General features: G+C 53.6%; 19 protein-coding genes. 15 read left to right on the top strand and 4 right to left on the bottom strand.

Annotation, left to right across the window (positions count from 1 at the left end; all coding sequences use genetic code 11):
• The first annotated feature begins 98 nt into the window (after positions 1-98).
• The 14 genes from leuS (at position 99) to lipA (ending at position 15,060) form a co-directional block, all read left to right on the top strand.
• Positions 99-2,681, top strand: coding sequence for a leucine--tRNA ligase (gene leuS, locus ACQG19_RS06910; protein WP_246931553.1), 2,583 nt, complete (start codon positions 99-101; stop codon positions 2,679-2,681).
• Positions 2,682-2,695: 14 nt separating this feature from the next.
• Positions 2,696-3,265 carry an LPS assembly lipoprotein LptE gene (lptE, locus tag ACQG19_RS06905; protein WP_028028133.1) on the top strand — a complete coding sequence of 190 codons (570 nt, stop codon included), beginning with the start codon at positions 2,696-2,698 and terminating at the stop codon, positions 3,263-3,265.
• The gene (holA, locus tag ACQG19_RS06900) at positions 3,265-4,296 is read left to right on the top strand and encodes a DNA polymerase III subunit delta (RefSeq protein WP_047024238.1); all 1,032 of its coding nucleotides are present in this window, start codon (positions 3,265-3,267) and stop codon (positions 4,294-4,296) included. The genes lptE and holA overlap by 1 nt, the downstream gene beginning before the upstream one ends.
• Positions 4,289-4,954, top strand: coding sequence for a nicotinate-nucleotide adenylyltransferase (gene nadD / locus ACQG19_RS06895; protein WP_038420893.1), 666 nt, complete (start codon positions 4,289-4,291; stop codon positions 4,952-4,954). The genes holA and nadD overlap by 8 nt, the downstream gene beginning before the upstream one ends.
• 268 nt (positions 4,955-5,222) lie before the next feature.
• On the top strand, positions 5,223-5,540 hold the full coding sequence (rsfS, locus tag ACQG19_RS06890; protein WP_003858696.1) for a ribosome silencing factor: 318 nt from the start codon (positions 5,223-5,225) through the stop codon (positions 5,538-5,540).
• A 3-nt stretch (positions 5,541-5,543) separates the two neighbouring features.
• The gene (gene rlmH / locus ACQG19_RS06885) at positions 5,544-6,011 is read left to right on the top strand and encodes a 23S rRNA (pseudouridine(1915)-N(3))-methyltransferase RlmH (RefSeq protein ID WP_003858701.1); all 468 of its coding nucleotides are present in this window, start codon (positions 5,544-5,546) and stop codon (positions 6,009-6,011) included.
• A gap of 28 nt (positions 6,012-6,039) precedes the next feature.
• Positions 6,040-7,941 (top strand): peptidoglycan DD-transpeptidase MrdA, encoded by a 1,902-nt coding sequence (gene mrdA / locus ACQG19_RS06880; protein ID WP_426725860.1) that lies wholly within the window; start codon positions 6,040-6,042, stop codon positions 7,939-7,941.
• A gap of 2 nt (positions 7,942-7,943) precedes the next feature.
• Positions 7,944-9,056, top strand: coding sequence for a peptidoglycan glycosyltransferase MrdB (mrdB, locus tag ACQG19_RS06875; protein ID WP_013097590.1), 1,113 nt, complete (start codon positions 7,944-7,946; stop codon positions 9,054-9,056).
• 16 nt (positions 9,057-9,072) lie between these two features.
• Entirely contained in the window at positions 9,073-10,185 is a 1,113-nt protein-coding gene (gene rlpA / locus ACQG19_RS06870; protein ID WP_040020605.1) for an endolytic peptidoglycan transglycosylase RlpA, read from the top strand.
• Positions 10,186-10,324: 139 nt separating this feature from the next.
• On the top strand, positions 10,325-11,536 hold the full coding sequence (dacA, locus tag ACQG19_RS06865) for a D-alanyl-D-alanine carboxypeptidase DacA (protein WP_013097592.1): 1,212 nt from the start codon (positions 10,325-10,327) through the stop codon (positions 11,534-11,536).
• A 105-nt stretch (positions 11,537-11,641) separates the two neighbouring features.
• Complete coding sequence (ybeD, locus tag ACQG19_RS06860; RefSeq protein WP_003858718.1) at positions 11,642-11,905, top strand: DUF493 family protein YbeD; 264 nt, start codon at positions 11,642-11,644, stop codon at positions 11,903-11,905.
• A 95-nt stretch (positions 11,906-12,000) separates the two neighbouring features.
• Entirely contained in the window at positions 12,001-12,642 is a 642-nt protein-coding gene (lipB, locus tag ACQG19_RS06855; protein WP_013097593.1) for a lipoyl(octanoyl) transferase LipB, read from the top strand.
• 291 nt (positions 12,643-12,933) lie between these two features.
• Positions 12,934-13,887 carry a YbeF family transcriptional regulator gene (locus ACQG19_RS06850; RefSeq protein ID WP_013097594.1) on the top strand — a complete coding sequence of 318 codons (954 nt, stop codon included), beginning with the start codon at positions 12,934-12,936 and terminating at the stop codon, positions 13,885-13,887.
• Positions 13,888-14,094: 207 nt separating this feature from the next.
• Complete coding sequence (gene lipA / locus ACQG19_RS06845) at positions 14,095-15,060, top strand: lipoyl synthase (protein WP_013097595.1); 966 nt, start codon at positions 14,095-14,097, stop codon at positions 15,058-15,060.
• Between the two features lie 81 nt (positions 15,061-15,141).
• Here lipA and tatE read toward each other — a convergent pair whose 3' ends face one another.
• Entirely contained in the window at positions 15,142-15,345 is a 204-nt protein-coding gene (gene tatE, locus ACQG19_RS06840) for a twin-arginine translocase subunit TatE (RefSeq protein ID WP_013097596.1), read from the bottom strand.
• Between the two features lie 125 nt (positions 15,346-15,470).
• Positions 15,471-16,259 (bottom strand): deaminated glutathione amidase, encoded by a 789-nt coding sequence (locus ACQG19_RS06835; protein ID WP_029882132.1) that lies wholly within the window; start codon positions 16,257-16,259, stop codon positions 15,471-15,473.
• A 67-nt stretch (positions 16,260-16,326) separates the two neighbouring features.
• On the opposite strand from ACQG19_RS06835, the gene crcB reads away from it, so the two are divergent.
• Positions 16,327-16,710, top strand: a complete 384-nt coding sequence (crcB, locus tag ACQG19_RS06830; RefSeq protein WP_029882131.1) for a fluoride efflux transporter CrcB — start codon at positions 16,327-16,329, stop codon at positions 16,708-16,710.
• A gap of 219 nt (positions 16,711-16,929) precedes the next feature.
• Here the strand turns inward: crcB and cspE are convergent, their stop codons facing one another.
• Together cspE and pagP are read right to left on the bottom strand one after the other, a co-directional pair.
• A complete protein-coding gene (cspE, locus tag ACQG19_RS06825) occupies positions 16,930-17,139 on the bottom strand; it encodes a transcription antiterminator/RNA stability regulator CspE (RefSeq protein ID WP_002439184.1) in 210 nt (69 codons plus the stop codon).
• Between the two features lie 190 nt (positions 17,140-17,329).
• Positions 17,330-17,947: a lipid IV(A) palmitoyltransferase PagP gene (gene pagP, locus ACQG19_RS06820; RefSeq protein WP_155687007.1), complete on the bottom strand. Its 618-nt coding sequence runs from the start codon at positions 17,945-17,947 to the stop codon at positions 17,330-17,332.
• Positions 17,948-18,444: the final 497 nt, after the last annotated feature.

Raw genomic sequence — 18,444 nt, 5'->3', positions numbered from 1 at the left:
GTTTTGACGCGGACGTTTGGGCTATGCTATGCGGATCTGAAATACCACATCCATTGGCTACATTTGTAGCTGTATTGAAAACAGGACCACTGGCTGCCATGCAAGAGCAATACCGCCCGGAAGAGATAGAATCAAAAGTCCAGCAACACTGGGACGAGAAGCGTACCTTTGAAGTAACCGAAGACGAGAGCAAAGAGAAGTATTACTGCCTGTCGATGCTTCCCTATCCTTCTGGTCGACTACACATGGGCCACGTGCGTAACTACACCATCGGTGATGTGATTGCACGCTACCAGCGTATGCTGGGCAAAAACGTGCTGCAGCCAATCGGCTGGGATGCATTCGGTCTGCCTGCAGAAGGCGCGGCGGTCAAAAACAATACGGCGCCAGCGCCGTGGACGTACGACAACATCGCGTACATGAAAAACCAGCTCAAAATGCTGGGCTTTGGCTATGACTGGAGCCGCGAGCTGGCGACCTGTACCCCGGAATACTATCGCTGGGAACAGAAGTTCTTCACCGAGCTGTACAAAAAAGGCCTGGTCTATAAGAAGACGTCTGCCGTTAACTGGTGCCCGAACGACCAGACCGTTCTCGCGAACGAACAGGTTATCGACGGCTGCTGCTGGCGCTGCGACACCAAAGTTGAGCGTAAAGAGATCCCACAGTGGTTTATCAAAATCACCGCTTACGCTGACGAACTGCTGAACGATCTGGACACGCTGGACCACTGGCCGGATACCGTTAAGACCATGCAGCGCAACTGGATCGGCCGTTCTGAAGGCGTGGAGATCACCTTCAACGTTGAGAACTACGATCAGACTCTGACCGTCTACACCACCCGTCCTGATACCTTCATGGGCGCGACCTATCTGGCCGTGGCCGCAGGTCACCCGCTGGCGCAGAAAGCTGCCGAAAATAACCCAGAGCTGGCTACCTTTATCGACGAATGCCGCAACACGAAAGTGGCAGAAGCCGACATGGCGACCATGGAGAAGAAAGGCGTTGCCACGGGCTTCTATGCGAAGCACCCACTGACTGGCGAAGCGATTCCGGTCTGGGCAGCAAACTTCGTGCTGATGGAATACGGTACCGGTGCCGTGATGGCTGTTCCGGGTCACGACCAGCGCGACTATGAATTTGCCACCAAATACAACCTGCCGATCAAAGCCGTTATTCTGGCGGCTGACGGCTCTGAACCTGACCTGTCTGAGCAAGCACTGACGGAAAAAGGCACGCTGTTTAACTCTGGTGAGTTCAGCGGCCTGAGCTTCGAAGAGGGTTTCAACGCCATCGCCGACAAACTGGCATCGCTGGGTGTGGGCGAGCGTAAAGTGAACTACCGCCTGCGCGACTGGGGCGTTTCCCGTCAGCGTTACTGGGGTGCGCCAATCCCGATGGTCACGCTGGAAGACGGCACCGTAATGCCAACCCCTGAAGATCAGCTCCCGGTTATCCTGCCGGAAGATGTGGTCATGGATGGCATCACCAGCCCGATCAAAGCCGATCCTGAGTGGGCAAAAACCACCGTTAACGGTCAGCCTGCGCTGCGTGAAACCGACACCTTTGACACCTTTATGGAGTCTTCCTGGTACTACGCCCGCTACACCTGCCCGCAGTATCAGGAAGGGATGCTGGATTCCGACGCGGCAAACTACTGGCTGCCGGTAGACATCTACATCGGTGGTATTGAACATGCCATCATGCACCTGCTCTACTTCCGCTTCTTCCACAAGCTGATGCGTGACGCAGGCATGGTGAACTCTGACGAGCCAGCGAAACAGCTGCTGTGTCAGGGCATGGTACTGGCAGATGCGTTCTACTATGTGGGTGCGAACGGCGAACGTAACTGGGTCTCTCCGGTTGATGCGATTGTTGAGCGCGACGAGAAAGGCCGTATCGTGAAGGCGAAAGACGCCGAAGGTCATGAACTGGTGTATACCGGCATGAGCAAGATGTCCAAGTCCAAAAACAACGGCATCGACCCGCAGGTGATGGTTGAGCGCTACGGCGCGGATACCGTGCGTCTGTTCATGATGTTTGCCTCACCGGCAGACATGACCCTGGAGTGGCAGGAGTCCGGTGTTGAAGGGGCGAACCGCTTCCTGAAGCGCGTCTGGAAACTGGTTTACGAACACACCTCTCAGGGCGACGCACCGGCACTGAACGTTGCTGCCCTGACTGAAGACCAGCAGGCGCTGCGTCGTGATGTTCATAAAACGATTGCAAAAGTGACCGATGATATTGGTCGTCGTCAGACCTTCAATACCGCAATTGCGGCTATTATGGAACTGATGAACAAGCTGGCGAAAGCACCGCAGGAAGGCGAGCAGGATCGTGCCTTAATGCGTGAAGCGCTGTTGGCTGTCGTGCGCATGTTGAACCCGTTCACCCCGCATGTCAGCTTCACCCTGTGGCAGGAGCTGAAAGGCGAAGGCGATATCGACAACGCGCCGTGGCCGGTTGCTGATGAATCCGCCATGGTGGAAAACACCACGCTGGTGGTGGTACAGGTCAACGGTAAAGTACGCGGTAAAATTACCGTCGCCGTTGATGCAACCGAAGAACAGGTTCGTGAGCGTGCTGGCCAGGAACATCTGGTGGCGAAATATCTTGAGGGCGTTACCGTACGTAAAGTGATCTACGTACCAGGTAAACTGCTGAATCTGGTCGTTGGCTAAGCGCGGGAGGAAACGTGCGACAACTGGCAACAATACTCTTATCTCTGGCGGTGCTGGTCACCGCGGGGTGTGGCTGGCACCTGCGCAATACCACGGCGGTGCCCGCTGAGATGAAAACGATGATTTTCGACTCAGGGGATCCGAATGGTCCACTCAGCCGGGCAGTGCGTAACCAGCTGCGTTTGAACGATGTTCAACTGATCGAAAAAGGCACCCTGCGCCAGGATGTACCGTCATTACGTATCTTAAGCTCATCGCTGGCTAAAGATACCGCGTCGATCTTCCAGGATGGACGTACTGCGGAATATCAGATGGTGCTGACGGTGAACGCGGCAGTATTGATCCCGGGTAAAGACATTTTCCCTATCAATACCAAAGTGTACCGCTCGTTCTTTGATAACCCGCAAACGGCGCTGGCAAAAGATGCTGAGCAGCAGATTATCATTAACGAAATGTACGACAAGGCCGCAGAACAGCTGATCCGTAAGCTGCCAGGCATTGCCGCAACGACAAGACAGGGTTCTGACATCATCGACAAACCGGATGCCAACACGCCTCCTGTTTCTACCTCCATGGGTAACTGATGATCAGGCTGTATCCTGAACAACTCCGCGCGCAGCTCAATGAAGGGCTGCGCGCGGCGTATCTGCTACTGGGTAACGACCCGCTCTTGCTTCAGGAAAGCCTGGATGCCGTGCGACATGCCGCCGCCGCTCAGGGCTTTGATGAACACCACACCGTCCAGTTGGATAACAATACCGACTGGAATGCCCTTTTCTCCCTTTGCCAGGCGATGAGTCTCTTTGCATCACGCCAGACCATCCAGATCCTGCTGCCAGAGAATGGTCCGAACGCGGCCATCAATGAACAGCTGGCGACGCTGGTCAGCCTGTTGCACAGCGATCTGCTGTTAATCGTGCGTGGAAACAAGCTCACCAAAGCGCAGGAAAACGCCGCGTGGTTTACCCAACTCGCCACTCATGCCGTGCTGGTCACCTGCCAGACGCCTGAGCAGGCCCATCTGCCGAAATGGGTGGCGGCAAGAGCGAAGCAGAATAACCTGCAACTGGACGACGCAGCGAATCAGCTGCTGTGCTACTGCTATGAAGGCAACCTGCTGGCGTTGGCCCAGGCGCTGGACCGGCTCGCCCTCCTCTGGCCCGATGGCAAGCTGACTCTGCCGCGCGTGGAGCAGGCGGTTAACGACGCTGCACACTTCACGCCGTTCCACTGGGTTGATGCGCTGCTGATGGCAAAGAGCAAACGTGCCCTGCATATTTTGCAGCAGCTACGCCTTGAGGGTAGCGAACCGGTTATATTGCTGCGTACGCTGCAGCGTGAACTGCTGATGCTCATCACGCTCAAGCGCCAGTCTGCTCATACGCCATTGCGTTCGTTGTTCGACAAACACCGTATCTGGCAAAACCGTCGGGCGATGACCACCGAGGCCATTAATCGTCTGAGCCATGAACAGCTGCGCCAGGCGGTACAGCTTTTGATGCGCGCAGAGCTCACGTTAAAACAAGATTACGGCCAGTCCGTCTGGGCGGAACTGGAAAGCCTTTCTCTGCTGCTCTGCCACAAGGCGCTGGCAGATGTATTTATCGATGGATAGCATGCACTCTCTACAGGCCCTGTACGGTGGCACCTTTGACCCGGTCCATTACGGTCATCTGAAACCGGTTGAAATTCTGGCGAATCTGATTGGTCTTCAGCGCGTGATTATCATGCCCAATAACGTTCCGCCACATCGGCCTCAGCCTGAGGCCACCAGCGTGCAGCGAAAAGAGATGCTCGCCCTGGCCATTGCGGATAAACCGCTCTTCAGCCTGGACGAGCGTGAACTCCGTCGCGACACCCCGTCCTGGACCTCGCAAACGCTACAGGAGTGGCGGGCCGAACAGGGGCCGGACAAACCGCTGGCCTTTATCATCGGCCAGGATTCTCTGCTCAACTTCCCCACCTGGCACCAGTATGAAACCATTCTGGAGAACAGCCATCTCCTCGTCTGCCGCCGTCCGGGCTATCCGCTGACCATGCGTGAAGAGCAGTATCAGCAGTGGCTGGAGGCTCATCTGACCGACAATGTGGAAGATCTGCATAATCAACCTGCCGGGAAGATCTATCTGGCGGAGACGCCGTGGTTTGATATTTCTGCGACAATCATTCGCGACCGGCTTCAGCACGGTTTAGCCTGTGACGATCTCCTGCCATCGTCAGTGCTGGACTATATCCACGCGCACGGGTTGTATCAGAAAAGCGCAGACGCATAATCCGGGCGCACAAAAAGCGCCTTATTGATTATCCTGCCTTGACAGAGTAAGCCATACTGTTATCCTCCGCTGCCAGACTTTCCCGCCGCTCATTGCTTTACAGAAATTGTTTTACAAAAATGGCGATGCAATCTCCGGCGGAGGGTGGGATGATACCCGCCTTCAAAAGCCCGGCCGGTGACATTTGTCCCGACAGGGGCGTCAGTTCAGGTATACTGTCTGGCTACGAATTCATAGTTGCACAATCTCATTCACCCAGGGGGAAAACTTGCAGGGTAAAGCACTCCAGGATTTTGTTATCGACAAAATTGATGACCTGAAAGGTCAGGACATCATCGCTATCGACGTTAAGGGTAAATCCAGCATCACCGACTGCATGATCATCTGCACCGGTACGTCTACTCGCCATGTGGTTTCAATTGCCGATCATGTTGTGCAGGAATCACGTGCAGCAGGGCTGTTACCGCTCGGTGTTGAAGGTGAAGCAACCGCTGACTGGGTGGTTGTCGATCTTGGCGATGTGATTGTCCACGTCATGCAGGAAGAGAGCCGTCGCCTGTATGAGCTGGAAAAACTCTGGGGTTAATGCGTGAAGTTGCAGCTGGTCGCCGTCGGCACCAAAATGCCGGACTGGGTACAAACCGGTTTTACTGAATATCTGCGTCGTTTCCCTAAAGATATGCCGTTCGAGCTGGTGGAGATCCCCGCCGGAAAGCGCGGCAAGAACGCGGATATTAAACGCATTCTTGATAAAGAGGGAGAACTGATGCTGGCTGCCGCAGGCAAAAACCGCATCGTGACCCTCGATATTCCAGGCAAGCCCTGGGATACGCCGCAGCTGGCGCACGAACTGGAGCGCTGGAAGCAGGATGGTCGTGACGTCAGTCTGTTGATTGGCGGGCCTGAAGGGTTGTCCCCTGCCTGTAAAGCGGCGGCAGAACAAAGTTGGTCTCTCTCCGCGCTGACGCTTCCCCACCCGCTTGTTCGGGTACTGGTGGCAGAAAGCCTGTACCGCGCGTGGAGCATTACTACCAACCACCCCTATCACCGCGAGTAATGACTGACCAGGGTAGATTAAGCAGCGGATGAAACTACAGAATTCTTTTCGCGACTATACGGCTGAGTCCGCGCTGTTTGTGCGCCGGGCGCTGGTCGCCTTTACGGGGATTTTGCTGCTTACCGGCGTGCTGATCGCCAACCTTTATAATCTGCAAATTGTCCGCTATACCGATTACCAGACGCGCTCAAACGAAAACCGCATCAAGCTGGTGCCTATCGCCCCCAGCCGCGGCATTATTTACGACCGAAACGGCACCCCGCTGGCCTTAAACCGCACCATCTACCAGATTGAGATGATGCCGGAAAAAGTCGACAACGTGCAGGATACGCTGGAAGCATTGCGAAGCGTTGTCGATCTTAACGATGACGATATTGCTGCCTTCAAGAAAGAACGCGCCCGCTCTCACCGTTTTACCTCCATTCCGGTTAAAACCAACCTGACGGAAGTCCAGGTCGCCCGCTTTGCGGTCAACCAGTACCGTTTCCCCGGTGTGGAAGTGAAAGGCTACAAGCGTCGCTACTACCCTTACGGTTCCGCGCTGACGCACGTGATCGGCTACGTCTCCAAGATCAACGATAAAGACGTTGAGCGTCTCGATAAAGACGGCAAGCTGGCAAACTACGCCGCGACGCACGATATCGGTAAGCTGGGAATTGAACGCTATTACGAAGATGTCCTGCACGGGCAGACCGGCTATGAAGAGGTGGAAGTTAACAACCGTGGCCGCGTTATTCGTCAGTTGAAAGAGGTGCCGCCGCAGGCAGGGCATGACGTCTACCTGACGCTCGACCTGAAACTCCAGCAGTATATTGAAACCTTACTGGCGGGCAGCCGTGCGGCAGTTGTCGTGACCGATCCGCGTACCGGCGGCATTCTGGCGATGGTCTCCATGCCAAGCTACGACCCTAACCTCTTTGTCGATGGGATTTCCAGTAAGGACTACTCCGGCCTGCTTAATGACCCGAACACGCCGCTGGTCAACCGCGCCACGCAGGGGGTCTATCCGCCGGCGTCCACGGTGAAACCTTACGTCGCCGTCTCGGCGCTGAGCGCGGGTGTCATCAACCGCAACACCAGCCTGTTTGACCCGGGCTGGTGGCAGTTACCGGGTTCAGAGAAACGCTATCGCGACTGGAAAAAATGGGGCCACGGTCATCTGAACGTGACGAAATCGCTGGAAGAGTCTGCGGATACCTTCTTCTATCAGGTGGCGTACGACATGGGTATTGACCGCCTGTCAGAGTGGATGAGCAAATTTGGCTACGGCCATTACACCGGGGTCGATCTCGCCGAAGAACGCTCCGGCAACATGCCAACCCGCGAGTGGAAGCTAAAGCACTTTAAAAAGCCGTGGTATCAGGGTGATACCATTCCGGTGGGTATCGGCCAGGGCTACTGGACCGCCACCCCGCTGCAGATGAACAAAGCGATGATGATCCTCATCAACGACGGGGTGGTGAAAGTCCCGCACCTGCTGCAAAGTACCGTTGAAGAGGGCAAAAAAGTGCCGTGGATCCAACCGCATGAACCGCCAGTGGGGGATATTCACTCCGGCTTCTGGGAGATCGCCAAAGACGGGATGTACGGGGTGGCAAACCGCCCGAACGGTACCGCGCATAAGTATTTCGCCGGTGCGCCGTATAAAGTGGCCGCCAAATCCGGTACGGCGCAGGTCTTCGGCCTGAAGGCCAACGAAACCTATAACGCACACCGCATTGCCGAACGACTGCGTGACCATAAGCTCATGACGGCATTTGCACCCTATGATAACCCGCAGGTGGCGGTGGCAATGATTCTGGAAAACGGTGGCGCAGGGCCAGCCGTGGGCACCATCATGCGCCAAATCCTCGACCACATCATGCTGGGTGATAACAACACCGAACTGCCGGCTGAAAACCCGGCGGCCGCTGCGGCGGAGGACCAATAATCATGACGGATAATCCAAATAAAAAATCGCTGTGGGATAAAATCCACATCGACCCAGCCATGCTGCTGATCCTGCTGGCTCTGCTGGTCTACAGCGCTCTGGTTATCTGGAGCGCCAGCGGCCAGGACATCGGCATGATGGAGCGCAAGATTGGCCAGATCGCGATGGGGCTGGTCATTATGGTCGTCATGGCGCAGATCCCGCCACGCGTCTACGAAGGCTGGGCCCCCTATCTCTACATCTTCTGTATTATTTTGCTGGTTGCGGTAGATGCCTTTGGGGCCATCTCCAAAGGCGCACAGCGCTGGCTGGATCTGGGCGTAGTTCGCTTCCAGCCCTCGGAAATTGCCAAAATCGCCGTTCCACTGATGGTGGCACGCTTTATCAACCGCGATGTCTGTCCGCCATCACTGAAAAACACGGCCATCGCACTGGTATTGATTTTCCTGCCAACGTTGCTGGTGGCGGCGCAGCCTGACCTTGGTACCTCGATCCTCATCGCACTCTCTGGCCTGTTTGTTCTCTTCTTGTCGGGCCTGAGCTGGCGTCTGATTGGTATTGCGGTGGTGCTGGTTGCCGCGTTCATCCCTATTCTCTGGTTCTTCCTGATGCATGATTATCAGCGCCAGCGCGTGATGATGCTGCTCGATCCGGAAACCGATCCGCTGGGTGCGGGCTATCACATTATTCAGTCCAAGATCGCGATTGGCTCCGGAGGCCTGCGCGGTAAAGGATGGCTGCACGGCACCCAGTCGCAGCTGGAGTTCTTACCAGAGCGCCATACCGACTTTATCTTTGCGGTCCTGGCGGAAGAGCTTGGGCTGGTCGGCATCTTGATCTTACTCGCGCTGTATGTACTGTTAATCATGCGCGGGTTGTGGATTGCCGCGCGCGCGCAAACCACCTTTGGCCGCGTCATGGCGGGCGGGTTAATGTTGATTTTATTCGTTTATGTCTTCGTAAATATTGGTATGGTGAGTGGTATTCTGCCGGTTGTAGGCGTTCCGCTTCCGCTGGTGAGTTACGGAGGCTCGGCACTGATCGTGTTGATGGCCGGGTTTGGTATCGTGATGTCGATCCATACCCACAGAAAAATGTTGTCAAAAAGCGTATAAAAATAAGGGGATCGGAATGCGTAAGCAGTGGCTGGGGATCTGCATTGCGGCAAGTTTACTTGCGGCGTGCACAAGTGATGATGGTCAGCAACAGGCAACCGTCGCGCCGCCGCAGCCTGCGGTGTGTAATGGCCCAATCGTTGAAATCAGCGGCGCCGATCCCGTTTATGAACCGCTCAACGCCAGCGCGAATCAGGATTATGAGCGCGACGGCAAAAGCTACAAAATCGTTCAGGACCCTTCCCGTTTCAGCCAGGCGGGTTTCGCCGCCATTTATGATGCGGAACCCGGGAGCAACCTGACGGCATCAGGAGAAGCGTTCGACCCGACGCAACTCACTGCGGCACACCCGACGCTGCCTATCCCAAGCTACGCGCGTATCACCAACCTGGCGAATGGCCGTATGATCGTGGTCCGCATTAACGATCGCGGTCCGTACGGTAACGACCGTGTGATTTCGCTGTCGCGCGCCTCCGCCGACCGCCTGAACACCTCGAACAATACCAAGGTTCGTATCGACCCCATTATCGTGGCACCGGATGGCTCGCTCTCCGGGCCGGGTACCGCGTGTACGACAGTGGCGAAACAGACCTACGCCCTTCCCGACCGTCCGAATCTTGACGGTGGCATGGGGAGCGTCTCATCGCCGGCCGAGCCTTCTCAGCCAGCAGGCGAAGTGCGTCCTATCAGCAACGACACGTTGCAAAGCGATGACAGCACTGGCGCACCGGTAAAGAGTAGCGGTTTCCTGGGGGCTCCAACGACCTTAGCCTCCGGCGTGCTGGAAGGCAGTGAACCTGCCCCGGCGCCTGTTGCCTCCCCCGTCGCGCAGCAGCCTGCCCCCGTCACCGCTCCGGCAACGACCCAGAGCGCAGCGGTAGCAGCGCCTGCTGCCGCTTCCAGCGGCGGCTTTGTCGTTCAGGTGGGCGCCGTCAGCGATCAGGCCCGCGCGCAGCAGTATCAACAGCGCCTGAGCCAGCAGTTTGGCGTTCCAGGCCGCGTTGAGCAAAACGGGGCTGTGTGGCGTATTCAGATGGGACCGTTTGCCAGCAAATCGCAGGCAGCGACCCTGCAGCAGCGTCTGCAAAATGAAGCGCAACTCCAGTCATTTATCGCTGTAGCGAAGTAATGTATCGGCGGCATCCGAATTGTCAGTTTGTGTAAAAGTCATTCACAAACTCATGCTTAAAGTCGGATGCCTGCCTGAATAGCATTTGCTATAGTAAGGCACTTTTTTTAATTCCATCACGGATGTCGTAGTTCTGACCATGAAGACCACTTTTTCTGCTCGTTTTGTGCAGCGCATGGCGCTGACCACGGCCCTTTGCGCTGCTGCGCTCTCCGCAGCTCACGCCGATGACCTGAACATCAAGACCATGATCCCTGGCGTTCCGCAAATCGATGCGGAATCCTACATCCTGATCGATTACAACTCTGGCAAAGTTCTGGCAGAACAGAATGCCGATGCCCGCCGCGATCCGGCCAGCCTGACGAAAATGATGACCAGCTACGTTATCGGCCAGGCGATGAAGGCAGGTAAATTTAAAGAAACAGACCTGGTCACCATCGGTAACGATGCGTGGGCAACCGGCAACCCGGTCTTTAAAGGCTCCTCTTTGATGTTCCTGAAACCGGGTATGCAGGTTCCTGTCTCTCAGCTGATTCGTGGTATCAACCTGCAGTCCGGTAACGACGCCTGTGTCGCCATGGCCGATTTCGCTGCGGGCAGCCAGGATGCGTTTGTGGGCCTGATGAACAGCTACGTTTCTGCGCTGGGCCTGAAAAACAGCCACTTCCAGACCGTTCACGGCCTGGATGCGGAGGGTCAGTACAGCTCTGCGCGCGATATGGCGCTGATTGGCCAGGCGCTGATCCGCGATGTACCGAACGAATACGCCATCTATAAAGAGAAAGAGTTTACCTTCAACGGTATTCGCCAGACCAACCGTAACGGCCTGCTGTGGGATAACAGCCTGAACGTTGACGGCATCAAAACCGGCCATACCGACAAAGCGGGTTACAACCTGGTCGCCTCTGCTACCGAAGGTCAGATGCGCCTGATCTCTGCCGTGATGGGCGGTCGTACCTTTAAAGGCCGTGAGACAGAAAGCAAAAAACTGCTGACCTGGGGCTTCCGTTTCTTCGAAACCGTGAACCCACTGAAAGCAGGTAAAGAGTTTGCCTCTGAGCCGGTCTGGTTTGGTGATAACGATCGCGCCTCCCTGGGCGTGGACAAAGATCTGTACCTGACCATTCCACGCGGGCGCATGAAAGATCTGAAAGCCAGCTACGTGCTGAACACCACCGAGCTGCATGCACCGCTGCAGAAAAACCAGGTTGTAGGCACCATCAACTTCCAGCTGGATGGCAAAACTATCGATCAGCGCCCGCTGGTTGTCCTGCAGGAAATTCCTGAAGGCAATTTCTTCGGCAAAATCATTGATTACATTAAATTGATGTTCCATCACTGGTTTGGCTAAAAATCGAACACTTGAAAGTGTGATTTTGATCCCCATATACTAAGTATCCTGATAACTCCCACCTGACGTGGGAGTTATTCTTTTTGACGTTACGCCGGAGCTGACATGAAAACCAAACTTAACGAACTGCTTGAATTCCCTACCCCATTTACTTACAAAGTAATGGGTCTGGCGAAACCTGAGCTGGTTGATCAGGTGGTTGAAGTGGTACAGCGCCATGCGCCGGGTGACTACTCTCCGTCAGTAAAACCAAGCAGCAAGGGCAACTACCACTCGGTATCTATTACCATTACCGCAACACACATTGAGCAGGTTGAGACGCTGTACGAAGAGCTCGGCAATATCGAAATTGTTCGTATGGTGCTGTAGTCCCTCTGCGGTTACCCGGTTTGCCGGGTAACCCCTCTCCCCCGCTGTGATATACTCCCCCTCATCTTTTGTCCCTCGTCTTCGGAGACGTCGTTTTGTATCAGGATAAAATTCTTGTCCGTCATCTCGGGCTGCAACCTTATGAGCCTGTCTCCCAGGCTATGCATGACTTCACCGACTCACGCGATGACACCACCCCTGATGAAATCTGGCTGGTAGAACACCTGCCAGTGTTTACGCAGGGGCAAGCGGGAAAAGCGGAACATTTATTGATGACGGGCGATATCCCGGTTATTCAGAGCGACCGCGGCGGGCAGGTTACGTACCATGGCCCAGGGCAACAGGTGATGTACGTTCTCCTGAACCTCAAACGCAGAAAGCTGGGCGTACGTGAACTGGTAACTCTGCTTGAGCAAACGGTCGTCAACACGCTGGCGGAATACGGTATTGATGCGCATCCGCGGGCCGACGCACCGGGAGTCTACGTGGGCGAGATGAAGATCTGCTCGCTGGGGCTGCGTATCCGTAAAGGCTGCTCGTTTCACGGGCTGGCTTTGAACATTAATATGGACTTGAAGCCCTTCCAGCGCATCAATCCCTGCGGCTATGCCGGGATGGAAATGACGCAAATGTGCCAGTGGGTTGATACGGCAACAACAGAAAATATCCGTCCTGTACTTTTAGCTAATATGTTAGCGCTACTTAACAATCCCCCGCACGAATATATCACTGCTTAATATATTATACATTGTGGCTCGATAATTTGACGGGCCACGATTTAATTGCCGCTTTTACACTTTACAATAATCCGCAGATTCTATATTTTCGAAGCGCTCGAATATTACCGATCCATATTATTTAGCCTCCCGTCAGCGCTGCGTGCAGGACCTAAGTAACTTGCGTGATAATCACTCAACTGGTTGTTTTTGATAAACAAGTGAAACAAAACCAACTCTTTACGAATCTCTACAAGCATAATAAATAAATTCAACTATCATTCATGTTGTGAATGTGTACGGAGTAAAAGCGTGGAGTATAATAATTTACCAGCCAAACGCCTGAATGAACCCGGTGGCGAAGACAAGCCGCAAATTTTTCGGACTTTACGTAATATTGATCTCAATTTATTGACTATTTTTGAGGCGGTATATGTCCATAAGGGTATCGTTAACGCTGCGAAAATTCTTAATCTCACGCCCTCTGCAATAAGCCAGTCTATTCAAAAGCTGCGCGCTATATTTCCGGACCCGTTATTTATTCGTAAGGGACAGGGTGTCACCCCCACGGCTTACGCCACGCATCTGCATGAGTACATCAGCCAGGGGCTGGAGTCGATTCTGGGCGCGCTGGATTTAACCGGAAGCTACGACAAACAACGAACCATCACCATCGGCTGCTCTCCCTCTGTGGGGGTGTTGGTTATGCCTGCCATTTACCAGGCCGTAAAAGAGCATGCGCCGCAGTTGCTGCTGCGTAATGTACCGATCAGCGAACCTGACGTGCAGCTTGCCCAGTTCCAGACCGATTTAATTATCGACAGCGGCAGCTTCAGCGCCCGCGCGTTGGGGCAGAATGTCCTCTATGCCGACAACCTGGTGCTGGTCTGTCGCCAGCAGCATCCGGTGCTCAGCGAGCCGCTCACCATAGAGAATCTGCGTAACTACGACCACTCGTCATTTATGACGGAAGGACAGTCTCATCATGCGCTGCGCCAGCGTATCGATGACATTTTCCCGGAGCGCCAGATAAGCTTCAGCAGTTACAATATGTTCACTACCGCGTCCCTGATTGGCAGCAGTGACATGCTCTGCATCATGCCTTCGCGCCTGTATCATCTGCTGCGGAAATGCTGGCCGCTGGAGAGCATTCCGCTCAGCCAATTGAATGCAGAATCTATCGAGATTTCACTGCATTACAATAAGCTCAGTCTGCGCGATCCGGTACTTGAAAATGTGATCCGCATCATCCGCCAGGCCTTCTGACAGGTTGACACAGCACAAGCCCCTGCCTCACGCAGGGCAAAAGGCACAAAACAACAACTATTTTACAAATTGGCGACCTGGCAGGCTGCTTTAACGACCGTTTCAATGATATACTGCCTGTCGTTCGTTCAAAAATAGTTGATAAATACAACATTCCCTTGAATTGAAACGCTTTCCTTCGATATTCGCAACTGGAACACGCACGCTATGAGTAAACCCATTGTGATGGAACGCGGTGTTAAATACCGCGATGCCGATAAAATGGCCCTTATCCCGGTTAAAAACGTGGCTACAGAGCGCGAGGCGCTGTTAAGAAAACCGGAATGGATGAAAATCAAACTTCCGGCCGACTCTTCGCGTATCCAGGGGATCAAAGCGGCGATGCGTAAGAATGGCCTTCACTCTGTATGTGAAGAAGCCTCTTGCCCGAACCTTGCTGAGTGTTTCAACCACGGCACCGCGACGTTTATGATTCTGGGTGCTATCTGTACCCGCCGTTGCCCGTTCTGCGATGTTGCTCATGGCCGCCCGGTGGCACCAGATGCAAACGAACCTCAAAAACTGGCGCAGACCATTGCTGATATGGCGCTGCGTTATGTGGTCATTACCTCCGTTGACCGTGATGACCTGCGTGATGGGGGTGCTCAGCACTTTGCTGACTGCATTACTGCCATTCGCGAGAAAAGCCCGAACATTAAGATTGAGACGCTGGTGCCGGATTTCCGTGGTCGTATGGACCGCGCGCTGGATATCCTGACCGCAACGCCACCAGACGTCTTTAACCACAACCTGGAGAACGTACCGCGTCTCTACCGTCAGGTGCGTCCGGGTGCTGACTACAACTGGTCCCTGAAGCTGCTGGAGCGTTTTAAAGAAGCGCATCCACATATCCCTACCAAGTCAGGTCTGATGGTCGGCCTTGGTGAGACCAATGACGAAATCATCGAAGTGATGCGCGATCTGCGTCGCCACGGCGTGACCATGCTGACGCTGGGCCAGTATCTGCAGCCAAGCCGTCATCACCTGCCGGTGCAGCGCTACGTTAGCCCGGATGAATTTGATGAGATGAAAGCGGAAGCGATGGCGATGGGCTTCACCCATGCTGCCTGCGGTCCGTTTGTGCGTTCCTCTTACCATGCCGATATGCAGGCAAAAGGCGAAGAAGTTAAATAACCCTGTAATATTCACTTACAGGAATACAAAAAAACCGGCCTGTTGAGCCGGTTTTTTTTCGCAAGCCTTAAGGCATTGCCGTTACTCTTTGTGAGAGAGCTTTTCAGCCGGAACGGTATCCTCGGCGCTTTTCTTCGCTGCCGCGTCATCGTCGTTCATCGCTTTCTTAAAGCCTTTGATGGCGGCACCCAGGTCACCACCCAGCGTGCGTAACTTCTTGGTACCAAACAGCAGGACGACCAGTGCGGCAACCACCAGCAGTTTGGTAATACTAATCTCACCCATAGATACCTTCTTTACTTAAAACAGGCTGCATTCAGCGTCAAAACCGGATCATATTAACGGTCATTTGGCGCGTGCACACAATAGCAACCTGTAACAAGGTGAATCAAGCATTGTTGAAAAAAACATCACAATAATTGCGGTGGCGCAAAACGTCGGTTGCGAAGAACAGGTAATTGCTGCCGTGCAAGCGCTATCCTTTCTGAAATTATCTCCGCCATCAGTAAAACCGGACCTTCCGCTGCGGCGGCAATCGTGACGCCCAGCGGGTCAATCACCCTGCTCTGCCCGATATTTTTATTGCCGCACTCCCCTGCCGCGACCACATAACAGGTGGTATCCAGCGCGCGCGCCGTAAGCAACGTGGCCCAGTGATGCTCTTTCAGCGGCCCTTTAACCCACGCGGCAGGCAGAACAAGCACATCCGCTCCCTGTAATGCCAGGCTCAACGCCAGCTCAGGAAAACGCAAATCGTAGCAGGTCATCAGCCCAATGTTTAAACCATCAACCGCGATCAGGGGCGGAACGCACTCCCCCGGGTCAACCAGGCGCGACTCCTGGATACTGAACGCATCATAGAGATGAAGCTTGGCATAGCTGGCGATGATGACGCCGCCACGGATGGCCACCAGTGTGTTAACTGCCCGGCCAGGCGTTGACGGCACATGGACCGTCAAAATTGTGGTCATGTCATTACCCGCGCTCTCGGCCAGTAATTGCTGTAAAAACGCGCCATCCAGCGGCTGCGCGGATTTCACCGACAAATCCGGGTCGTTATCATCGCGTGCCAGCAAGGCCTCTGGCAGCACCAGCAATGACGCTCCCTTCTGTTGTGCCTGTTTCATCAGCGAGACACACTGCGCCGCGTTCTCATGCCAGCGAGGCGTGACCGCAAACTGCCCTACCGCAACATACATATTTGTCCCCTGATTATAAACAGCGTTAAACTCGCCACTCTTACACATCAAATAGCAGGTATTTACAGTGTTACAACTCCTTTTAGCTGTTTTTATTGGTGGGGGGACGGGGAGCGTTGCGCGGTGGTTCCTGAGTATGCGGTTTAATCCACTGCATCAGGCGATTCCAATGGGAACACTGGCCGCAAACCTGATTGGTGCGTTTATCATTGGCATGGGTCTGGCCTGGTTTAACCGTATGACGCACATCGATCCCATGTGGAAAGTATTGATTACCACCGGGTTCTGCGGCGGTTTAACCACCTTCTCCACCTTTTCTGCGGAAACGGTGTTTTTGTTTCAGGAAGGCCGTATCGGCTGGGCGTTGCTGAACGTTGCGATAAATATGCTCGGCTCTTTTGCGATGACCGGGATCGCATTCTGGCTATTTTCTTCCGCCAGCCCCCACTAACTGCCGAAGCGTTAATGTTGGCTTAATTTTTCTCTGTCACTCTGGTGCCAATACAGAACGAGGGTGACAGAATGAAAGAGAGTTTGATGAGCGCAGGCGTGGTGTTGTTGAGCGTGCTGATCGTTGCCAGCTTCCTGAAGATGTATCTGCTTGGCTGATGCAAAACGAAAAAAACCCGCTCAGTGAGCGGGTTTTGAAATTCTTGCTGACGCGTCTGAATTACAGAGCGATTACGTTAGCAGCAGAAGGGCCTTTGGCACCGTTAGTGATTTCGAACTCTACACGCTGACCTTCAGCCAGAGTTTTGAAACCATTAGACTGGATTGCAGAGAAGTGTACGAACACGTCTTTGCTGCCATCTTCAGGAGTAATGAAACCGAATCCTTTGGACTCATTAAACCACTTAACGTTACCTTTAATCTTAGACATCAAAATTACCTTTACATTAAAAAACGACACAAATGCTGTGTCGGTTACCAGTACAACAATTGTGGGACCTTTTGTCCAGCGGATCTTTGATAAAAAGTGACTAAAGTCGCGTTAATTTTCGCTGGCGGATTTTTATCCCATATGAATCAACGACTGCGCATTTTTTCACCACTTTGTCAGCTTTTTTCAGTTAAAACTGAAAACGCATCCAGGCGAAGTAAACGTTACCGTTGTTGTACGTACCGGGAATGTAGGTCATCTGGAACGTTGCAGGACCATAACCAATTGAGGCCAGCGGCAGCAGAACCGGAATGGGGATATAGTTCCAGTTGTCGCGTGCAGTCACCCCGGCGGTATAGCCCAGGCCAACGTGGAAGTTGTCGTCAGCTAACGGACGCCAGGTTTTCTCCCAGCCATAGCCACCGATCGGTTCCCATTTGTTAAAGGAGTCTTTAAAGGCCATCAGATAAATACCGTGCCAGTTGCCCTTTTCGTCCCAGCGCGACTGACCAAAACCTGCCCCCCACGGGCGCTCGTTATATTTGTCGGTCTTTTCTTTGTCGTAGGCAAAGCGTGCATGCCAGGTGATGGCCGGCACGTAGAGATCATAGTGCTCTGGCGCATTCCAGGTCTGCGAAACATTATCCGTAAAGGTGGAGAACCAGCCCTTATCCGTCGCGTTCTCTTCAGCCTGTGCCACAGAAGAGAGCGTTAACTGTGCAAAAATAAACAGAAAAATGAAGAAAAATTTATTACGTACGATCACAATGCAATTACCATTCTTAGTATTCGAGGCAAAGTTTACCATACAATAGTTGAATGGAGCCTTAACGGCATCGGCATTACTCCTAATTAATCAGCCACTTTGCGAGAATATTCTGAGAGCGGCACGGCGGCCTGTTGAATAATCATCTCACGGGCGCGTTCAAACCTTTTTTAATAATGCCTACCGGTAAAAATAACCCTGCTTTTAATATGGCTTTCAGGACAAACATAACGCCCTGTCTGCAAGGTATAAAGATTATCATTAGCCTCTACAGCCAGTGTTTTCGTGCTGCTCAGCCCCTTTCTCACGAAACGCTGTACGGACCCACTCACCAACGCGCACCGGCAGGAAAAGTCTTTTCCCCTCTTATTCAGGAACGTGTTAATATAGAATCAATAAATTAACAACTCATTAGCATTTAAATGACATACTCCACTGTTGTCACCGGTCAATACCCATATGTCATTATTGCCATCACCATGGCAAAAATATCGCTAACATCTGCTTTAGTAGTATATTTATTGATTTTAATCAGCAAG

This window comes from Enterobacter cloacae complex sp. 277I4 (assembly GCF_050031465.1).
GTDB classification, from domain to species: Bacteria; Pseudomonadota; Gammaproteobacteria; order Enterobacterales; family Enterobacteriaceae; genus Enterobacter; species Enterobacter cloacae.
This window is presented reverse-complemented; position numbering and strand designations above follow the sequence as displayed.